Genomic DNA, 19,870 nt, shown 5'->3' with positions numbered 1-19,870 from the left:
ACAGATGCTTACGTGCCCCAACGGGGGTATGGACGGCCAGCATATCTACAACGCCCTACGGGAGGCACTACGGATGAGAACGAAGGCAGCATTACTGACAGCTTCTACGTCGCTCGCGCTGGTTCTAAGCATGGCCGGGCCCGCCTCGGCCGGAGTCTACGGTGGCTCGGCGCTGGATGTGAGCAACCTGACCCTAAGGTTCTTTGACGACAACAACACTCAGATAACGAACCTCAACCCTGAGTACACCTTTAACGTCGAGGATTCCGCTACCCTCAACGGCGCAACGGACGCCAACGCAGGTACATGCGGCAGCCTTACTGGCGGCTGCACCGGCTCCCCGCGGCTCGGGGTTCCCGCTGCCAATGCGCCTGGCAGCAGCATAGCGCGTGCGGACACGGACTACAGTCTCCTCGGCCCAACCGGTACGGAGACCTATGCGAACTCCAATGCGGAGGTCACGACCGCTCAGCTAGAGGGGGATGCCTCGACGCGAACTCAGCAGGTCTCGGAGAATGAGCTTTCCGGGAGTGGCACCGCTCAGGCATCCACCAACATTCAGTCGAACACGACGTTTGAGCTGCAGTTCACGCTACTGCAGCCGGGGCCGGCCAGCCTCGAGCTCAGATTTGATGCGAACCCCGAGATGCAGGCGGTGGTAGATCTTCTGACGGGCTTCACCGCTGGGCTGGCTCAGGCCAATATGACGGCGGACTTCACGCTCCGGCGGACAGACGGTGGCGGTGAATTCGTCAATTGGGCGCCTAATGGTGTGGCGGGCGACGCGATCTGCGTCAACGTGACTTGTAGCAACGAGCTCGATCCTGAATCCCTGAATGAAACCCTTGGGGCGGGTCCCGGCAATAGCAGTAACAGCCACAGCCTGGGTACCATTGCTAGTGCATTCGCGCTGGACATCGACGGACTCACTGCTGGCGACTACAGTCTGACGCTGGCCGCTCTCACCAGCGTGAACGCCACCCAGGTGCCGGAGCCAGGCTCTCTGCTGCTGCTTGGTGCTGGTCTGGCGGGGCTTGGCGTGATGGCCCGGCGGCGTCGGTATGACTCGAAACTCGCCGCCTGATCGCGAGACTTGAGACTCGGGCGGCGTGCCGCTGCCCGTGGCTACAAAGGCGGGGGTGCCGTGGGCATCCCCGTCTTTGTAATTTCTACACAGGGTTGTCGCCTGCGGCCATTGTGACGGTCACGGCGGACACTTGGCCCGGCTGATGTCGCGATCGATGCGGAGTACCGCGACGCCCACCAGCAGAAAGTGCACGGTGAAATAGAATGTGGTCAAGCGGCCCGGAAATCCCTGCGCTTGGGGCAGGATTGCAGCCGCCAGCGTGAGAAGTGGCACCATCACCCGCATCGCACTGTTGCCCCGATGGAAGGCGTAGTAAAGGGTGGTGCCGTAGTTTGCATGAAGGCGAGCCCACGCGCGTCGCCCCGTGTGGAAGAAATACACGAGCGGCGCGAGCCAGAGCAGGTCCGCCAGCACCGGCCACGTTTCGGCCAATAGTGTGTGCCCCAGGTAACCGAAGGCGATGGCGTGGGCCAGTATGTGCGCGCGCACTGCGCTCCCGGCATCGCCATCCCTATGTGGCGTCATTTCAGTCGTACGCAGGTAGGCGTGCGCCAGCAGCGCGACGACGGAAAGCGCGCTGAGGGTCACGGACAAGCGAAACAGCGGCGCGGGGCCGTTGAACGAGCGCAGGCCAACAGCCACTAGGACCGGCAAGCTAGCAACGACGGTGACCGGTGTCCGCAGCGTGCGTCTCATGGCGCCACCTCAACGCACTAGGGGTATGTCGAAGGCTTGTGTGTACGCTGCGAAGCGGTTGTCCACGTCTGCTGGGGAGAGCGCAAAGTCCTCGGGCGTATAGCGGTGCGCGGAACGGTGATCGTGCGCACTGGTGATCAGCGACTGCATGCGGCTGACAGCGTCCGCCGAGAGGTGGAGATCGAAGTGCCGATAGATCGTCTCGACGGTGTCCATTGGCTTCCGAACGAGGTCGTCGTAGTACAGATCCAGGATCAGATCCTCGGGATGTTCGGGCCGCTTCTCTAGGTAGTCATTGATATCCGTGGACAGCCGGTTCAGGACCTGCGTTCCGAGCGTTTGCGGATCAACCGGGCTTGAGTGAATGCCTCGGAACACGGCGTTCAGGCTCGCCCAGGAGGCAACGGATTGCAGCGGATCGCGGTGCAAGTGGACAAAGCATGCGCCCGGATAATTCGCAGCCAGCGCGTCGATGGCGCTCAAGTGGTCAGGCGACTTCAGCAGCCAGCGCTCCCCGGGATATGTCCACTGCAGCGTCTGCAGGATGCGCCGGTGATGGCGGTACGTTTCGGCATGAGATGCGGTGTCCAACCAGGCTGAATACGATGGCACCTCGAACATTCCCGCAAGGGCCTGGGTCGTAAATCCCTGCATGAGAAGCGGCGTGCACTCCTCGGGCCCATCCAGGTGGAAGGTATGGACGTCCTTCAGCCCGGGAGCAAGGTAGTGCTGAAAGCGCATCAGACGCCGACCCTTGCGTCGCCTGGGATCCTCCAAATAGGTGCGCTGGCGTGGGGGCGGAACCTGCGAAACCGTCGCCTCCCAGTTGCTAAGAAAACGGTGGGCAGGATCCTGGGCGAGCAGGTTGAATAGAAAAGAGGTGCCCGAGCGGGGAAGTCCCAGGATGATGACCGGCCGGGTGATCCTCTCGTCAAGGATCTCCGGCTGTTGCTCCCAGAGCCGTCGCAAGCGTTCCCTTTGTGTCAGCAATTCCGAGAACAGTGTCTCTGCGTAGAATCGGCCGAACGCGTGCAGAGGGGCACCATCCGGTTCATTCATTGCGTCGACGAGTCTGGCGAGGGGCTTCACATGCTGCTCGCCCTCGTCAACTCGTCCGCCGGAATTCCGGCGGGCGCGATCAACGATCCGCTCCAGAGACACACGCGTGGAGCGATAACGTGCGGGCGCGAACCGCACCGCATGATTCCAAAGCCTGACCAAGCCACACTGGAACGGCACCGACAGTCTCCAAGGCGAAGCGCTTCACATATTCGCTATCGAAGCATGCATTTGCGCTATCTGCCGTGAATGCATTCGCAGGCGTCTTGGCATGCGGTCCCGATGTGATCACGTGCCACCACCCTTATGGCGGTGCTCCAATGCCGGTCAGAGCGCGTACTAACAAGGCGCCTCAGTCCGAGCCACGCAGTGTGGCCAGGAGTTGCCGGGCCTCTCGCCCGGTCTCGTCGTCCTCGGTCTCTCCATCAACCACCATCTGCAGAAGTGTCTCTGCCTCCGCTTCGCGCCCCTGCGCCATAAGCACCCGCGCCAGATTCATCTGAATGCCCCGATCGTCGGGTGCCAATTCGCGCGCCTCACTGAGGCGCCGATGAGCTGCATCGAGCTGGCCGTCACGCAGCAGCAGTTCGCCCAGCGTATCGAGGATTTCAGGATCCTGTGGGACGAGCTCGTAGGCACGTCGCGCAAGCTCCAAAGCTCGTTTCGGTGCCACCTCGCGGCTGAGCCACGCAAGATTGTTGAGTGCCGCCACATGATCCGGGTGGTGAGTCACTACGCGGTCGTACGTTTCCCGGGCTTTGGCGGGCTGGTCCAATGACAGATAGGCGCCCGCGAGGTGCATGAGCACGGTCGCATCCGTGGGGTTTTCCTCCAACCATGCGCTCATACGAGAGATGGCGGCATCGTGCTTGCCCTGCGCCCAGAGCGCCTGGACAAGAGTAATGAACACATCTGTAGTGGGCGCGTCCTCCAAGGCTTGCGACGAATATGCTTCGGCGTCGGCATAATCTCCGGTGCCCAGGGCGAACCAACCCTGTAGTGCAGTGACCTCAGGCCGGTCGCCGAACCGACTCGCAAGCTCGTCGAGCCTGCGACGTGCCTCGTCCATCTGGCCGTCGCGGACCAGCAGCCTGACTTGGCCGATACGGGCTTCTACGAGATCTGGGTCAAGCTCTAGCGCCCGCCGCAGCTCGGCGCGAGAGCGGTCCAGGCGGCCTGTTCGCGCCAATGTCTCCGCATGAAGAAAGTGCGCCCTTGCCGACTCTGGTCGCAGCTCTGTCAAGCGCGCGAAGACCGGCTGCGCGGCAGACGGATCACCTGCAAGCAAGAACGCCTGACCTCGGAGTTCCAGCAATTCGGGTGCATCGCGCTCCTCTCCCGACGAGAGGTCAGCAGTAACGTCGAGCACCTTGTCAAGTTGCCGGTCGGCGAAGTAATCGGCGGCGAGTCGGCGCCGAACCTGCAGTGATTCCGGCGCGGTGGCGAGAGTGTTCTCGAGAACCGCGCGCGCCTCGTCTCGATTACCGCGCGCCGCTGCCACGTCGGAGACAAATAAGGCCATTTCACCGTTCCCGGGATCGAGCTCCAGCGCGTCCTTGGCGAGCGCACCAGCACGCTCCGCGTTTCCGAGCGCGCGCTCTACCTTGGCGAGACTGGAGAGTAGACCGACGTCTTCGGGTGCCAGCTCGAGAGCCTCGTTTAGGGACTCGCGAGCCGCGGGCCACTGGCCGTTTCTGAGCTGTACCGCCGCCAGGAGCTTCATCGGGTCGGCACGGTCCGGGTATCTCTCGCGCAGGCGCGTCGCCTGTCTCATCGCGTCTTCCATTCGTCCGTCGCGGAACGCGGCCGACGCGGCAAGGAAATCCGCGACGTAGAGAGATTGCTCGTCTCCGTCGGTGCGCACCGACTCAAGCAGGGAATCGTCCAGCGGAGCCCCGTCGAGAAGCCGGGCCATGAGGGCCAGATTTCTCGCCGCTGCCGAGTCCGGACGCTGGCTCATCAACCGCTCGGCGAAAGTCAGCGCCTCGGATGTGTCCCCTCGTAGCAACGCGATATTGCTGACCGTCCCCAGCAGCGCCGGCACGTCGGGATTCTCGGCGAGCGCATCTCGCAGGATAGTCTCCGCCGCCGCGAGTTCGGAGCGGCTCAAATGAATTCCCGTGAGCAGGCTGGCTCCCAGTAGAGATTGTGGGGCCGCCCGGTAAACCGTTCGGGCGGCGCGAAGCGCCTGCTCCGAGTTTCCTAAGCGGTGATGCGTCGCGGCCAAGTAGATCTGCGTAGGCAGGAAGTCGGGCGCATCCTCTGCGCTCTGCTGAAGTGCAGCCAAGGCGTCATCGAAATTCTCGGCGCGGAATTCCGCGACTCCACGGACGTAGCCTACATATGGGTGATTCCCAAAACCTTCGCTACGAATGGTGGACAGATCCTCGCGGCCGGCCGCCTCATTGTCCGTAAGTATGTATGCCAACGCCCTCTTGGCGCGGTCGAGCGTCGGATAAGGACGTGCATCGATGGCGGTTGAGAACGCATCAATCGCGGCTTCCAGATTTTCCGTCTGCAACTCGAGATCCCCCAGCGTGGACCAGGCGTCCGCCAGAGCTGGCTCCCGATCGAGCAGTGGCTCCAGCCAGTCCCTGGCTTCTTCGGCGTTCCGCTGTAGACCGGCCATCATTGCCATGCCCACTCGCGCATCCGGCGCATCGGAGTCAAGTTCCAGGGCGTCTTGAAAGCTGGTTTCGGCGGCCGGCACGTCTCGCAGGTTAAGGGCAGCCTGACCGCGCAACCCTAGAATCTCAGCGCGTACGGCGTCGCCCAACCCGTCAGGCAACTCATCCGTCTCGTCCAGTGCGGCATCGTCTTTGCCTTGACGTACCAGAGCGCGCACAAGTATGGGCAGCCCCTTCTCCCCGGGTACTCCATCCTCCATTGCACGCCGGATCTCCTTCTCCGCGCGGGCGAAGTCGCCAAGCGCGAGGGATGTGCGGGCGAGCAAGTGACGTGCCTCGGTCAGGCTCGAGTCAGCCTGCAGGGCATTGAGGAGCGTGATATGCGCCTCGCGGGTCTCGCCATCTGCCATGTGTTGTTTGGCCTGGTCGAGGAGTTCAGGGGCATTGGCCCTCGGCTCACTGCATGCCGTGATCAGAGTCAGGGCAACGAGGACAACGAAAGGGGCGAGGCGATGCCGGAAACCGGTGTCCATGGCGGAAACACTCTCTGGCGATCATCGATCGCACGGCTGAATGGAATCATCGACGACGGGGCATCGGTCACAGACATGCCCCCTACGCAGTCAAGCACATTGTGGCCGCGCAGGTAAGACGCAGTCCGACCTTGTATGGTGTGCATGACGTACGATCCACTTCATTCGCGGTGGCGGGAGCCCCTATCGTGACGGCATTCGACTATGCCACGGCCTTCAGTCGCAATATCGGCTGGGTAACGCACGGCGAGCAGCAGCGTCTGCGGCGGTGCCGGGTCGCCATCGCGGGTCTCGGTGGCGTTGGCGGGTTTCATGCTCTCACCCTCGCGCGTCTGGGCGTCGGGCGCTTCTCGCTGGCGGATCCGGACCGCTTCGCCGTGGAGAATTTAAACCGGCAGGCCGGGGCCACGATGGCGTCCGCGGACAGGGGCAAGCTGGAGGTCGTTCGCGAGCAGGTGCTTGCGATCAATCCCGAGGCCGACGTACGCGGGTTGGCCGAGCCGGTCGGTGGGGGCAATATCGCCCGCTTCCTCGACGGCGTGGATCTCTACATCGACGGGCTGGACTTCTTTGCCGTGGAGGCCCGGCAGCTGGTGTTCGCCGCCTGCGCGGAGCGGGGCATCCCGGCCATCACGGCGGCGCCCCTCGGTATGGGCGTGGCCTTCCTCGCCTTTCTGCCGGGGCGGATGACGTTCGAGCGGTATTTCCGCCTTGAGGGCCGGCCGCGGGATGAGCAGCTGCTGCGTTTCCTGGTCGGCCTATCTCCGGCAATGCTGCAGACACGGTATCTGGTGGAGCCTGCCGCCGTCGATCTTGCCAACGAACGCGGGCCGTCGACGGTGATGGGCTGCGAGCTCTGTGCCGGTGTGGCGGGTACCGAGGCGCTGAAGATCCTGCTCGGGCGCGGAACGGTCCGCTCGGCGCCCTGGGGGCTGCACTTCGATGCCTACCGCCAGCGCTACGTAAAGACATGGCGCCCGGGCGGCAATGGGAATCCCCTGCAGCGACTCATACTAGGGCTGGCACGGCGGCGTTTCATGGCGGCGAGGGCAGGGCGATGACCGGCGATCAGCAGGCGGCGGATCGGCTGAGGGCGCTGCTCGAGCGTGCCCGCTGGGCCCCGAGTGGCGACAACGCCCAACCGTGGCGCTTTCGCATGCATGCGCCGGACGGTATCGAGATCCTCGCGGCCGACACCGCGGAGGAGGTGCTGTACGACTATCACGGCGGGGCCAGCCTGCTGGCCGTCGGCGCGCTGCTCGAGACGCTTCGCCTGGCGGCCCGGGCGTCGGGCCAGGACGCCAGGGTGGAAACCGTGCAGCGCGCGGGCCACGAGCTCTGCGTGCGCACCCGGATCTCGCCGACGGATGACCCCGAAGATCCGCTGCATGCGGCCATTGAGAGGCGTACCACGCACCGCCGGGCGCTCAGCCCGAAGCCCATTTCGGAGTCGGACCGTCGCACGCTCTCCGAGGCCCTGCCAAAGGGCTACGAGCTGATCTGGCGGCTGGGGTGGGGGCAGCGGGGGCGCATCGCGAGGCTGCTCTGGCGCAACGCCGGTATCCGCCTGACCACGCCGGAGGCGTTCCCCGTGCACCGGGACGCCATCGAATGGGGCGCGCGGGAGAGCCGGGACCGGATTCCGGCAGCGGCGGTCGGCATGGATCCACTCGGCCTCGCGCTGATGCGCTGGGCAATGCGGAGCTGGCGGCGGGTGGATGTACTTAACCGCTACTTCGGCGGTACGTGGCTGCCGCGCCTCCAGCTCGATCTGATACCGGCGCTCTTCTGTGGCGGGCACTTTCTGCTGCTCGCCCCTTCGTCACCGGTAACCATCGACGACCACCTCGCCGCCGGTGGGGCCGTGCAGCGACTGTGGCTGCAGGCGGCTGCAATGGGGATCCAGTTCCAGCCCGCCTACACGCCCATCGTGTTCCACCGTTACGTGCATAGCGGCGAGAGATTCACTCGTGCGGAGCGACCCTGGCGGCGCGCGCAGCGGCTCGCGGCGTTTCTGGAGGACGAGTTCGGCACCGAAACCTTGCCGCGCGCCGTGTTCATGGGTCGGATGGGCTACGGTCAGCCACCCCAGGCTCGCTCGATCCGCTGGCCACTGGCGGAGCTGCTCGTCGACTGAGCGCCCTTCGGGATCCTCAGGCTCCGACGTGGTTCACGCATTGGGCATGACGCGGTTTGCAGAAGCGCCAACGTTCGTCGCGTAGCGTCCAGGGTTCATTGGACGTGACCTTCCGGAGGGCGCATGAGCGCGTGCGAGGCGAAAGGAAGCGGCGAGCCGAGCCGGACCGCGGAGCCGTCGATGATCCGGAAGGCGTTTGACCGGCACTTTCGCATCGAACGCGCCCGCAACGGTTCCGTGCTCGATGAGGTCCAGCGCCTGCGCTATCAGGTCTACTGCGTCGAGCACGCGTTCGAGAATCCGGCCGAGCATCCAAATGGCCTCGAGCAGGATGACTGCGATGCCCGGTCCATTCATGCCCTGGTGCGCCACGTCGCCTCCGGCGAGTGCGCCGCGGTGGTGCGGCTGGTGCTCGCGGGTAAGCCGGCGCTGGACCCGTTTCCGATCGAGGCGCACTGCGCCGACGCGCTGTATCCGCAGGCGCAGCGGCGGATTGCCGAGCTCCCCCGTCCCCGCGTCGCGGAGATCTCTCGTCTTGCGGTGTCACGCAATTTCAAGCGTCGACTCGCCGAGGCGGAGACGGTCGGTGGCGTTAGCGATCAGGTCGTTTACGCCGATGCGCGGCCAGGAAGCGACGCACTGCACCAGCGCGGGTTTCCGCATATCACGGTCGGGCTGTTCGCCGCCATCGTGCAATTGAGCGTCGAGGCGGAGGTCACGCACTGGCTTGCCGTGATGGAGCCGACGTTGCTTCGGCTTTTGCGCCGGTTCGGCATCCGGTTCGAGCGCATCGGAGAAGATGTCGACTATCACGGTCGCCGCCGCCCGACACTGGGTGTGGCGGCGGACGTCGTGGACAGGATTCTTGCGGAACGGCCTGATATCTGGGATCTGGTGACGCAGGGCGGGCGCTATCTCCCGCCCCGGCCGTAAAAAGCAGGATCTACGCCAGAAGTCGTTGCGGCGAGTACGGAGCGTCGCGCAGTCGGGAGCAGAAATCGAGGCTCGGCCGCACATCCAGTTCGGCGAGACTCTCCAGCGCCTCCGGCACGCAGCTGGCAAAGGCGCGCCGTTCGCCCCGATGTCTTACAGGGTGGCCGACGGGGCGCATCGGTATCCCGAGCCCCCGGACGACCCGGGCGAGGCTGGGGGTAATCAGGAACAGCAGTTCCCCGATGCCAAACTGCTGGGCGCAAACGAGCACCGAGCCCAGAGTCGTCTTCAGCAGTTCCCAGCGCCCGTGTCCATGACTCGTCGGCGGTGTCAGCGCCGCCACCCGCGAGAGCTCGGCGACTGACCCCGGCGCGTGCTGACTGCAGAAGTCACCCGGCAGCGCGCCCATCTCCTCGATCGGCAGGCGCGAGGCCCCGCGGATCACCAGCCGCGCCGTACCCCGCCACCGCTCGTCATGTTCATCGCGAAAGATGAACGGCAGGGCGTGGCCGTCGTAGGCGTCTCTCTCCAGGCCGCGCTTGCGCAGCACCGCGTTGTCTTCAAAGCCCTTCCGCTCGCAATAGACCTGGTAGCGAATCCGATAGTGAATCTGGCGGCTTTCCCGGGTATCCGCGAGGTACCCGCTGAAGCCGCCACGTGGATGATCCGGTGCCGACTCTGCCTGCGCCACTGTCGAGCCTCCGTTGTAAAATTGCACGACACTCCGCTGGTCAGCACATCCTGTGCCACCGCCGGAACCCCGTGATTTCTCTAGGTGCGAGGTTACCGTTCGTCGGCCTTCCCGCCCATTTGCGTTGCCTGGCCCTGACGGACGGCCACGGTCACGCGTCACACTCCTCTGTGTGGGCTTTTGAAAACAGAGGGTTATTGGTTTCCCGTTGTTGCGTTCAGACTGTCGCCAATAGGCGACGACCCCTCTTGCGTGGCACCCGCGGCATCTGTAAAACATCCCAACAAGAAGGAAAACTGTGATGAACACCACGGACGGTCTGAGAACCAGCGCACAGAAAAATTTGGCTGCGCCCAGTTCTCACAGAGACGGATCAGCCGCCTGCTGGGCGGGGCTGATCAAGGAAGGTATCCGATGATTCGTCCGGGCACACTGGCGCGCCCCAACCGCAGACTGCTGCTGGTTCTGGGGCTGATCGAGCCGATCATCCTGGTCGGCGCCATCTACCTCGGCGCCCTGGGGCGTTTCGGGGCACTGCAGGCAGTCGGGGAGACGGACCTGCAGCCGCTGTGGCCGAAGGCACTTGTGTTCGCGGTCCTGGGGATGCTGGCGCTCGTTGTCAGCGGGCTTTACAACCCGCGCTTGCGCGATGGCTACCTCGGCGTGGCGCTTCGCGTCGTGCTGGGCATGGCGGGGGCCGGTGCCCTGATGATGCTCGCGTTCTACCTGGTTCCGGCGCTGTACCTCGGGCGTGGCGTGTTCGCCATCTCGCTGGCCTTTGCCACGGCCGGGCTGTTGCTCGAGCGCACCGTATGGCTGCGCCTGCAGCGTCAGGGCAACGGCCATCGGCGCGTGCTGGTCCTGGGCGCCGGGCGCCGTGCGGCGCACCTGTTGCGGTTTCGCCGCTCCACCGACTTCATCGGCGTGCGGTTCCTCGGGTTCGTGCCGAGCCCCGGCGACGCGCTCCACGTGCCTGAGGGTCGCTGCCTCGACCTCGAGGAGAGCCTGCCCGGCTTCTGTCGCCAGCACCATGTCGATCAGCTCGTGGTGGCCGTCGACGACCGGCGCAGCGCCCTGCCCATGGAGGCACTGATCGAGTGCCGCGTGCGTGGTGTCGAGGTGGTGGATCTGCCCACGTTCATCGAGCGTGAGCTTGGCATCCTCAAGCTGGATGCCATGGATCCGAGCTGGCTGGTGTTCTCGCCGGGATTCAACCGGCGGGTAGTGCATCTGATGCTGAAGCGCGGTTTCGATCTGGTCGCGGCCAGCACCCTGCTGCTGTTCGCCTCGCCGGTCATGCTCCTCGCGGCGGCGGCGATCTGGCTTGAGAGCGGCAGCCCGGTGCTCTTCCGCCAGACGCGCGTCGGCCAGGAGGGGATCCCCTTCGAGCTGCTCAAGTTCCGCAGCATGTGCCTTGACGCCGAGGCGGACGGCGTTGCGCGCTGGGCCTCGCGGGGGGACGCCCGGACGACGCGCGTGGGCCGGGTCCTGCGCCGCTATCGCATCGACGAGCTGCCCCAGGTGCTGAACGTGCTGGCGGGGCGCATGAGCTTTGTCGGGCCGCGCCCGGAACGGCCGGAGTTCGTGGGTGACCTGATTCGCAACATCCCGTACTACGCCGAGCGCCACCGCGTGAAACCGGGGCTAACTGGCTGGGCGCAGATTCGCTATCCCTACGGCGCCTCCGAGCGCGACGCCTTCGAGAAGCTGCAGTACGACCTGTACTACGCAAAGAACCACAACCTGCTAACGGACATCGGCATCCTGCTGCAGACCGCCGAGGTTGTGCTCTGGGGCAAGGGCGTGCGCTGAGCGCAGGAGAACCCGACCATGTACGAAAGCTACTACGGCTTCAGCGACGACCCGTTCCGGCTCACGCCGGACCGGCGCTTCTGTTTCCCGCACAAGACCTTCCGCAAGGCGAAGGCCTATCTCGAATACGGGATGCAGCGCGAGGAGGGGTTTGTGATGGTGACCGGTGCCCCGGGCACCGGCAAGACCACCCTGATCGAGGCCGTGCTGGCGGAGCTCGACAGCCAGCGCATACGCGTCGTGCGCCTGAATACGACGCGGCTCGCCGGTACCGAGCTCGTCCGCATGATCGCCTACGCACTGGATCTGCAGGCCGATCATCTGGACAAGGCCACGCTGCTGCGCCAGATCATCAGAACCCTGGACGCCGAGCACCGGAATGGCCGCAGCTGCCTGCTGGTGGTGGACGAGGCCCAGGGCCTGCCGGACGACGCCCTCGAGGAGCTGCGCTTCCTTACCAACCTCGAGAAGGACGGCCGGCCGCTGCTGCAGATCTTCCTCATCGGTCAGGACGGGCTGCGCGAGGTCATCGATCACCCCAAGCTCGAGCAGCTGCAGCAGCGCCTCATCGCCGCCTGCCATCTGCGCCCCATGGATGCGGAGGAGGCGCGGGCCTACATGGAGCACCGGCTCGCCCGGGTTGGCTGGGACGGTGATCCGCACTTCGAGCCCGAGCTCTACCCGGTGATCCGCGAGATCACCGGTGGCGTGCCCCGACGCATCAACCAGGTCTGCGCGCGGCTGCTGATGTACGGCTTCGTGGAGGACTGCCGCCATTTTGGCCCCGAGGCCCTCCAGGCAGTGCTTACGGATCTGGTCGAGGAGGGGCTGCTCGAGCGCCGGCAGGCTGCTGAGGCCCGTGCGCTGCTGGCGTCTCGCGCCGCGGCGGATGCTCCCGCTCCGGAGCCTAGTGATGCGGAGAGTGCCCCGCGCCCTCGTGGTGCCGCTGCGCCCGCAGCGGCCGATCGTGCCAGGGCATCAACGCCGCGTCCCCCTCAGCCTGAGGTCCGCGTGCAAACGCGGGGCGGAGCGGCGCAGGCCCCGCCCCCTGGCGGACAGAAGCATGGGGGCGCCGCTGTTGCGCCGGTCCGCCGGGGACGTCACCGCATGGGTATCGGCATCGGCGTTGGCGTGGCTGCGCTCGTGTTCATTGCCGTGAGCGTCTATTTCGGGCGTGACCTGCTCGGCCTGCAGAGCTTCTCGGATGTCCGGGACATGGTCTCCGCCCTCGGCGAGCGGGTGATTGGCGGCGGTGAGGTTGAGGCCGGTGCCGAGTACACCGGCGAGGTGCGCGTGCGCGACGGCAGCGTCTCGGTGCCGAGGCAATAGCGGCGGAATGCCATGGATGCACTGATCACCAGCGTCGGATTCGGCCTCGCCGCGGCCACGCAGCTCGCGCTCGCGGTGCTGCTGCTGCTCGCCTTGCGGCGCGTCAGCCGAGGGGCCTGGCTCGCGATCGCGGCCGCCGTCACTGCGGTGTGGGCGACGGCGCACGCCTTCGCCGCCACCGGGGGAGTTGATGGCGGCCCGGCGCTGGTGCTGGTGGAGTTCCTGCGCCCCCTGGCATGGCTGGTGCCGCTCACGCTGATTCTGCAGGCGGACGCCGGGGGGCGGAGCTGGCGCTGGCCGGCTCTGATGATCTGCACGGCAGTGGTGTTCCTGCTCGCCAGTGTGGCAAGTGGCGTGCTGTCCCCCATGGCGCTGGTGATCGGCCTGCTGCTGGCCACCCTCGCGGGGCTCGTGTTCATCGAGCGTATCTACCGGGCCAGTGACGGCGCGCAGCGCTGGTCACTCAAACACCTGTGCGTTGGCCTTGGTCTGCTGTTCGCTTTCGATTTCTACTACTTCTCCACGGCGCTGCTGTTCGGCGCGCCGGCCCCGGGTCTCGAGCTCGGCCGCGCGGCGGTGGCGGCCGTGGCAGCGCCGCTGGTCGCCGTCTCGGCCGCGCGCACCCGCAGGTGGTCTCTGGACATCGGCGTCTCGCGCCGGCTTGTGACCGATTCCTTCGTGATTACCGCAGCCGGGGTCTACCTGCTGGCCATGGCGGGCGCTGGCTACTATCTGCGGCTGGTGGGGGGGACGTGGGGGCCGCTGCTGCAGTCCGTGTTCCTAGCCGGTGCGGTGGCCCTGCTGCTGGTCGGGGTGTTCTCGAGCACCCTGCGTGCGCGGCTGCGCGTGCTCGTCTCCAAGCATTTCTTCTCCTACGGCTACGACTACCGTGAGGAGTGGCTGCGCTTCGTCAATACGCTCTCGGACAGCCACAGCAGCGAGTCCCTGCGCGTGCGCGCCCTGCGCGCGCTCGCCCAGATCGTCGATTCCGGGGGTGGCCTGCTCTTCAGCGGCAGCGACTCCGGCAACCAGCTGCTGGCCGCCACCTGGAACGTCGCCTTCCCCGGCACGGTTACGGAGCCCGCGTCCAGCCCGCTGCTCGCACTGCTGCGCGAGCGCGAGTGGATCCTCGACCTGGAGGAGATTCGGCGTGACCCCGCCCAGGCGCCGACGTTCGATCTCCCCGAGTGGCTCGGCAAGGTCCCGGACGCCTGGCTGGTGGTTCCGCTGCTCGAGCGGGACCGCCTGCGGGGCTTCGCGGTTCTGGCCAAGCCGCGGGCGCCGCGCCCCCTGAACTGGGAGGACCGCGACCTGCTGCGCACGGCGGGCCGCCAGGTGGCGAGCTACCTCGCCCTTGCCGACGCCGATGAGGCGCTCATGGACGCCCGCCAGTTCGACGCCTATCAACGCCTCTCGGCGTTCGTCGTGCACGATCTCAAGAACGTGAGCGCGCAGCTCTCGCTCATCACCCGCAACGCCCGCCGCCACCGGCAGAACCCCGAGTTCGTCGACGACGCCTTCCGCACCGTGGAGAGTGCGACCGCCAGGCTCGACCGCGTGCTGCAGGGGCTACGCAAGAGTGAGTCCGCTATCGAGGAGGTGACGGACGTCGACGTCCCGGGCGTGCTTGCGGCTACCGCCGAGGCCTGCGCGGACGAGACGCCGCGGCCGGCGGTCGAGGCCGCCGACCAGGGGCTGCGGGTCAGCTGCCCTCCGGGACGGCTGCAGACCATTCTCGAGCACCTGGTGCGCAACGCCCAGCAGGCAACGTCTGCCGAGGGTCAGGTGGTGCTGTCCGCCGTGGACGCGGACAAGCACTGCCGCATCGAGATTCGGGACACCGGGTGCGGGATGTCGCAGGAGTTCATTCGCGAGCAGCTGTTCCGCCCGTTCGTGACCAGCAAGGGCAACGCGGGCATGGGCATCGGCGTGTACGAGGCCCGGCAGTTCGTCGAGTCCCTCGGCGGGCTGCTGGATGTCTTCTCCCAGCCGGGAGAGGGGACGCGCTTCGTGCTGCGGCTGCCGCGAATGCAGGCCGATGCGCCGGAAGGGGTGGAGCCAGCGGAGGTGCAACGTGCCCAGAGCTAATCCGGCACTGCTGATCGTCGAGGACGATTCCGGGCTGCAGCAGCAGCTCAAGTGGTGCTTCAGCGATGACTACCAGGTCCTGCTCGCCGAGAATCGCGAGCGCGGGCTGGAGCTCGTGGATCTGCATGAGCCGCCCATCGTGCTGCTTGATCTCGGTCTGCCGCCGGACGCGGCGAACGCCTCCGAGGGGCTTCGTGCCCTTGAGCAGATCCTCGTCCGCGCCCCGGAAACCAAGGTCATCGTCATCACCGGCAACGAGGCCCGGGAGCATGCCCTGGAAGCGGTCGGCACCGGTGCCTACGACTACTACCAGAAGCCGGTGGATCCGGATCTGCTGCAGCTGATCGTCGAGCGCGCCTACAGGCTGCACGAATTGCAGATGGAGCGCCGGCGGCTGGTCCAGTCTCCCGAGAACCCGCTCGAGGGCGTCATTGCAACCTCGCCGCAGATGCTGCGCGCCTGCCGCCTCGTGGAGCGGGTTGCCTCCTCGGACGCCACCGTGCTGCTGCTGGGAGAAAGCGGTACGGGCAAGGAGCTGCTGGCTCAGGCCGTGCACCGCCTGAGCGGGCGGAAGAACAGGCGCATGGTGGCGATCAACTGCGCGTCCATCCCCGAGAACCTGCTCGAGAGCGAGCTGTTCGGCTTCGAGAAGGGCGCCTTCACCGGCGCCACGAGGCAGACCATCGGGAAGATCGAGTATGCAGACGGCGGCACCCTGTTCCTGGACGAGATCGGGGATCTGCCGCTTTCACTGCAGGCCAAGCTGTTGCGCTTTCTCCAGGAGCGGGTGATCGAGCGGCTCGGGGCGCGCGGCGAGATCCCGGTGGACGTGCGTGTCGTCTGCGCCACCAACCAGGATCTGCACGCAATGATGCGCGCGGGCGACTTCCGCGAGGATCTCTACTACCGGCTGAGCGAGATCAGCGTGGAAGTGCCGTCGCTGCGCGATCGGGACGGCGATGCCGCGCTGCTCGCCCACGCGTTCCTGCGCCGTTACGCCGAGCGCGACAAGCGGCCGCTGCGCGGCTTCAGCGCCGATGCGCTCGCCGCCATTCGCGGCTACTCCTGGCCCGGCAACGTGCGCGAACTGGAAAACGTGATCCGTCGCGCGGTGATCATGGCCGACGGGGCTGAAGTGACCGCCGCGGATCTCGGGCTCGACGTGGACATGGAGGAGGTCGAGCCGTTGAAGCTGCGGGAGGTTCGCGACCGCGCCGAGCGGCGCACGGTGTCGCGGGCACTCGGCCTCGCCAACGGCAACCTGGTCCGCGCCTCCGAGCTGCTCGGCGTGAGCCGGCCGACACTCTACTCCCTGCTGAACAAGTACGGGCTGCGCAATGCCCGCTGGGGGGAGCCCGACAGCCCCGTGGAGGCACGCCAGTGATGGCTCGCGCGCTTGCTCGACCGCTGTTGGTACTGACCGCCGCCGCGGCTTTCCTTCTCACGGGCTGCGACGCCTTCGAGAGCACGGCCGCAGAGGAACACCTGCAGGCGGCAAGAGAGTTCCTGGACGAGGGGGACGCCCGTTCGGCGGAGATCGAGCTCCGCAATGCCCTGCAGAAGAAAGGCGACCTTGCCGAGGCGCGGCTTGCGCTTGGGCAGTTGCGGCTCCGGGCGGGGGATTCGGCCTCCGCGGTCAAGGAGCTGCGCCGCGCCGTCTCCCTGGGCGTCGGCGAGGACCGTGCCGGCCTCGATCTCGCCGAGGCCCTGCTCCTCGAGGATCAGCCCGAAGAGGCACTGGCGCAATTGCAGGGCATGTCCATGCCCGAGGGCGAGGCGGCAGCGCGGCTGCAGGTACTCCGCGGCTACGCGCTGCGAGCCACGGGGGACGAGGCGCAAGGTTGCGCGGCCTTCGAGAGTGCCGTTGCCCGCGCACCGGAGCTGCCACGCGGCCATATCGGCCTGGCCGAGTGCGCCGCCGCCGATGGCCGCTACACCGCGGCCGCGGGGCGGCTGGTCACCGTGCTGGATCGTCATCCGGGCAATGTGCGCGCGTGGGAGCGGCTCGCCGAGGTGGAGCTTGCACGCGGCCGGGCGCGGGCTGCAGGGCGGGCCTATCGCAAGATACTCGAGCAGAGTGCCGGTCTGGCCAGCGCGCGTATCGGGCTCGCCCGAACGCTGCTGGCGCGGGACGCGCGGGAAGAGGCCGAACGCGAGCTCGACCGCGCGCTGCAGGCCAACGCCGAGAGTCCGGCGGCGCACTACCTGCTTGGCCTGCTGCGGCTGCGACAGGAACGGTTTGACGACGCCATCGCCAGCCTCCAGGCGGCGCTGAGTGCGGCACCCGAGCACACCGGTGCGTTGTTCTATCTCGGCGCTGCGCACTTCGCCGAGGGAAGCTACGAGCAGGCCAGTCGCTATCTGCAGCAGGTTGTCCGCCAGCGGCCGGCCCTGGATCGCGCCCGCACGCTTCTGCGCGCGAGCGAGGCGCGACTTGCCGGCCGGGACGAACGTGGCCCGGAGTCCATCTCATTCGCCGATCTGGAGGTCGAAGCTGAGCTGACCGATGACTCGGCAACGGAGCCGGGGGCGGTGGGCGATGCGGCAGACGGGGGCGCCGCCGCGGCCTCGAGGGTCGACGCGCAGGCTGGCGGCAGCTCGCCCGATGCCCTGCCCGGCACGGATGCGGATTCGGGCGTCGAGAGAATTGCGGGCAACGGCGAGCTGGGGGTGGCGCTGGCCGAGGCGGTGGAGCTTCTGCGCGGCGGGGCCCCGGCGGACGCGCGGGAGCGCCTCAAGGGCCTGCGCGAGCGCTACCCGGATGATGCACGCCTGCCGCTGATCGACGGCCTCAGTCATCTGTCGCAAGGCAACGAGGCGGCGGCCGAAGAGGCGCTGACGGAGGCGCTCGGTCTCGATCCGGAGCAGGTAACCGCCCATCAGGGCCTGGCGACCCTCGCCTTGCGGGCCGGCGACGTGGAGCGTGCCAGGGCTCACTACGACGCCGCCCTGGGTGCGGCACCGGGCAGCCTGCCCACCCAGCTTGCGTTATTCGAGCTGGCACGCCGAACGGGTGACGCCGATTCGGCCCGGCGTTGGGTGGAGCAGGCGAGGCAGGACAATCCGGATTCTCCAGTCGCTGCGGCGCTGTATGCCCTCGTGCTGGCAAGCGACGGCGAGCTGAACGAGGCGCTCGAGGTGACCGAGGCGGCGCTGGAGGACGCTCCCGCGGACGAGGCCCTGGGTCTCCTGCACGGCGACCTGCTGCTGCAGATGGAGCGCGAAAACGAGGCTGTCGTTGCCTATGAGCGTGCGCTCACCCGCAATCCGGAATCGGTTCGGGGCTATCTGAAGCTCGCCGGCGCATACTCGGTAATTGGCGACGGGCAGGCCGTCCGCGCCGCATTGCAGGCGGCCCTCGACGTCCAGCCGGAGAATCCCGCGATCATACTTGCCCTCGCCACTCAGGCGTCCCGTCAGGATCAGCATGAGCGGGCGCTTGAGCTCACTTCCCGCCTCCCCGACGGGACCGAAGGCATGACGGACAGCCTCGTGGTCACGCACGCCGAGATCCTCCTGCGAGCCGGGCGTGCCGACGAATCCGTTGCGGTGCTCGAGAAAGCCCTAACCGCTTTTCCCGACTCGCGGGCCGTACGCCTGGCGCTTTCGCAGGTGCAGTGGCAGCGGGGTGACCGCGCGGCGGCGCGCGAGACGCTGGAGCGATGGCTCGACGGTCAGCCGGCGGACGGTCCGGCCTGGCGTGTCCTCGGTGACCGTCGTCTGGCATCGGGAGACGAGAGGGGGGCCGAAGCGGCTTACCGGCGGGCGCTTGAGGCTGATCCGGATGACTGGCGGGCCCTGAACAATCTCGCCTCAACGATCGGGGAGCGTGCCCCGCAGGAGGCGCTCGAGTTCGCCCGCCGGGCCCACGAGCAGGCGCCGGAGAGCCCCTTCGTTCAGGATACGCTCGGCTGGCTCCTGGTCCGCGCGGATCGCCCGGAGCAAGGGCTAGAGCTGCTCGTGTCGGCCGCCGACCAGCTCCAGGCATTGCCCACCGTTCGCTATCACCTGGCGGAGGCTTTGGTCGCGAACCAGCAGCCGCAGGACGCACGCTCCGAGTTGACGTCCCTGCTCGCCGACGCAGGCGACTTCCCGGAGCGGGACGCGGCGGAAGCGCTTCTGGAGCAACTGCAGTAATGATCGGCCAACATAAATTTAGCCGTGTTACTGTGATAGCGTTCTCGTTATTGAAATCCGGAGCGAGTCTGTGATCCGTTTGGCAACAGAAGAATGAGGGATTCCGTCATGTCGAGGTCGTTTTCTGCGCGCTCCGTTGTAATGCTGCTTGCATTGCTCGTGCCGCTGCTGCTCGCCGGATGCGCCTATACCCCTTACCCCGAGGCACCCACCACGGTCGCCGCGGCGGAGGACGACCGCTACATCATCGGTCCCGGTGACTCGCTCGAGATCGTCGTGTGGGGTAATCCGGAGGTCTCCCGCGGCGTCACGGTGCCGCCGGATGGGGTGATCACCGTGCCCCTGGTGGAGGATCTGCCTGCCACCGGCAAGCGGGGTACGGAGCTCGCCCGGGAGATCGAGCAGGAGCTTGCGCAGTATATCCGCGAGCCGGTGGTCACCGTGATCGTCTCCGGCTTCGTCGGTCCGTTCGACCGTCAGGTGCGGGTCGTCGGCGAGGCGGCCAATCCCCAGGCGCTGCAGTACCGCGAGGGGCTGACCGCGCTCGACGTGATGATCGAGGTTGGCGGCCTGACCGATTTTGCCGCGGGCAACCGCGCGACCATCGTTCGTCGTGAGGATGGCGAGCGGCGCCAGTACAACGTGCGCCTGGAAGACCTGGTCAAGGACGGGGACGTGTCCGCCAACGTGCAGATGCTCCCCGGCGACATCCTCATCATCCCCGAGTCGCTGTTCTAGGAC

The 19,870-nt window shown here is 66.8% G+C and carries 14 protein-coding genes; 10 read left to right on the top strand and 4 right to left on the bottom strand.

Annotated elements, in window-relative coordinates; all coding sequences use genetic code 11:
* Positions 1–73: 73 nt before the first annotated feature.
* The gene (locus tag LMH63_RS15705) at positions 74–1,084 is read left to right on the top strand and encodes an EDSAP-1 family PEP-CTERM protein (RefSeq protein WP_109678903.1); all 1,011 of its coding nucleotides are present in this window, start codon (positions 74–76) and stop codon (positions 1,082–1,084) included.
* A gap of 120 nt (positions 1,085–1,204) precedes the next feature.
* Here LMH63_RS15705 and LMH63_RS15700 read toward each other — a convergent pair whose 3' ends face one another.
* The 3 genes from LMH63_RS15700 to prsT form a co-directional block, all read right to left on the bottom strand.
* Positions 1,205–1,783 (bottom strand): hypothetical protein, encoded by a 579-nt coding sequence (locus tag LMH63_RS15700; protein ID WP_109678902.1) that lies wholly within the window; start codon positions 1,781–1,783, stop codon positions 1,205–1,207.
* Positions 1,784–1,792: 9 nt separating this feature from the next.
* Entirely contained in the window at positions 1,793–2,980 is a 1,188-nt protein-coding gene (locus LMH63_RS15695; RefSeq protein WP_146205219.1) for a sulfotransferase family protein, read from the bottom strand.
* Positions 2,981–3,194: 214 nt separating this feature from the next.
* The gene (gene prsT, locus LMH63_RS15690) at positions 3,195–6,002 is read right to left on the bottom strand and encodes an XrtA/PEP-CTERM system TPR-repeat protein PrsT (RefSeq protein WP_109678900.1); all 2,808 of its coding nucleotides are present in this window, start codon (positions 6,000–6,002) and stop codon (positions 3,195–3,197) included.
* Positions 6,003–6,187: 185 nt separating this feature from the next.
* Between prsT and LMH63_RS15685 the strand changes: the two genes are divergently transcribed.
* The 3 genes from LMH63_RS15685 (at position 6,188) to LMH63_RS15675 (ending at position 9,072) form a co-directional block, all read left to right on the top strand.
* Complete coding sequence (locus LMH63_RS15685) at positions 6,188–7,063, top strand: ThiF family adenylyltransferase (protein ID WP_109678943.1); 876 nt, start codon at positions 6,188–6,190, stop codon at positions 7,061–7,063.
* Positions 7,060–8,139 carry a nitroreductase family protein gene (locus LMH63_RS15680; RefSeq protein WP_158280385.1) on the top strand — a complete coding sequence of 360 codons (1,080 nt, stop codon included), beginning with the start codon at positions 7,060–7,062 and terminating at the stop codon, positions 8,137–8,139. The genes LMH63_RS15685 and LMH63_RS15680 overlap by 4 nt, the downstream gene beginning before the upstream one ends.
* 123 nt (positions 8,140–8,262) lie before the next feature.
* Entirely contained in the window at positions 8,263–9,072 is an 810-nt protein-coding gene (locus LMH63_RS15675) for a PEP-CTERM/exosortase system-associated acyltransferase (RefSeq protein WP_109678898.1), read from the top strand.
* A 10-nt stretch (positions 9,073–9,082) separates the two neighbouring features.
* On the opposite strand, the gene LMH63_RS15670 is transcribed toward LMH63_RS15675, so the two are convergent.
* Positions 9,083–9,763, bottom strand: coding sequence for an acyl-homoserine-lactone synthase (locus tag LMH63_RS15670; protein WP_158280384.1), 681 nt, complete (start codon positions 9,761–9,763; stop codon positions 9,083–9,085).
* Between the two features lie 414 nt (positions 9,764–10,177).
* Here LMH63_RS15670 and LMH63_RS15665 point away from each other — a divergent pair, with 414 nt between their 5' ends.
* The 6 genes from LMH63_RS15665 (at position 10,178) to LMH63_RS15640 (ending at position 19,867) form a co-directional block, all read left to right on the top strand.
* Entirely contained in the window at positions 10,178–11,575 is a 1,398-nt protein-coding gene (locus LMH63_RS15665) for a TIGR03013 family XrtA/PEP-CTERM system glycosyltransferase (RefSeq protein ID WP_109678896.1), read from the top strand.
* 18 nt (positions 11,576–11,593) lie between these two features.
* The gene (locus LMH63_RS15660) at positions 11,594–12,904 is read left to right on the top strand and encodes an ExeA family protein (protein WP_109678895.1); all 1,311 of its coding nucleotides are present in this window, start codon (positions 11,594–11,596) and stop codon (positions 12,902–12,904) included.
* A gap of 12 nt (positions 12,905–12,916) precedes the next feature.
* Complete coding sequence (gene prsK, locus LMH63_RS15655; RefSeq protein ID WP_109678894.1) at positions 12,917–14,992, top strand: XrtA/PEP-CTERM system histidine kinase PrsK; 2,076 nt, start codon at positions 12,917–12,919, stop codon at positions 14,990–14,992.
* Complete coding sequence (gene prsR / locus LMH63_RS15650) at positions 14,979–16,376, top strand: PEP-CTERM-box response regulator transcription factor (protein WP_229332623.1); 1,398 nt, start codon at positions 14,979–14,981, stop codon at positions 16,374–16,376. Before prsK ends, prsR begins: the two co-directional genes overlap by 14 nt.
* Entirely contained in the window at positions 16,376–19,129 is a 2,754-nt protein-coding gene (locus tag LMH63_RS15645) for a tetratricopeptide repeat protein (RefSeq protein WP_109678892.1), read from the top strand. Before prsR ends, LMH63_RS15645 begins: the two co-directional genes overlap by 1 nt.
* Before the next feature lie 141 nt (positions 19,130–19,270).
* Complete coding sequence (locus tag LMH63_RS15640; protein ID WP_229332622.1) at positions 19,271–19,867, top strand: XrtA/PEP-CTERM system exopolysaccharide export protein; 597 nt, start codon at positions 19,271–19,273, stop codon at positions 19,865–19,867.
* Positions 19,868–19,870 lie beyond the last annotated feature (3 nt).

This window comes from Spiribacter halobius, from assembly GCF_020883455.1.
GTDB lineage: Bacteria > Pseudomonadota > Gammaproteobacteria > Nitrococcales > Nitrococcaceae > Sediminicurvatus > Sediminicurvatus halobius.
This window is presented reverse-complemented; position numbering and strand designations above follow the sequence as displayed.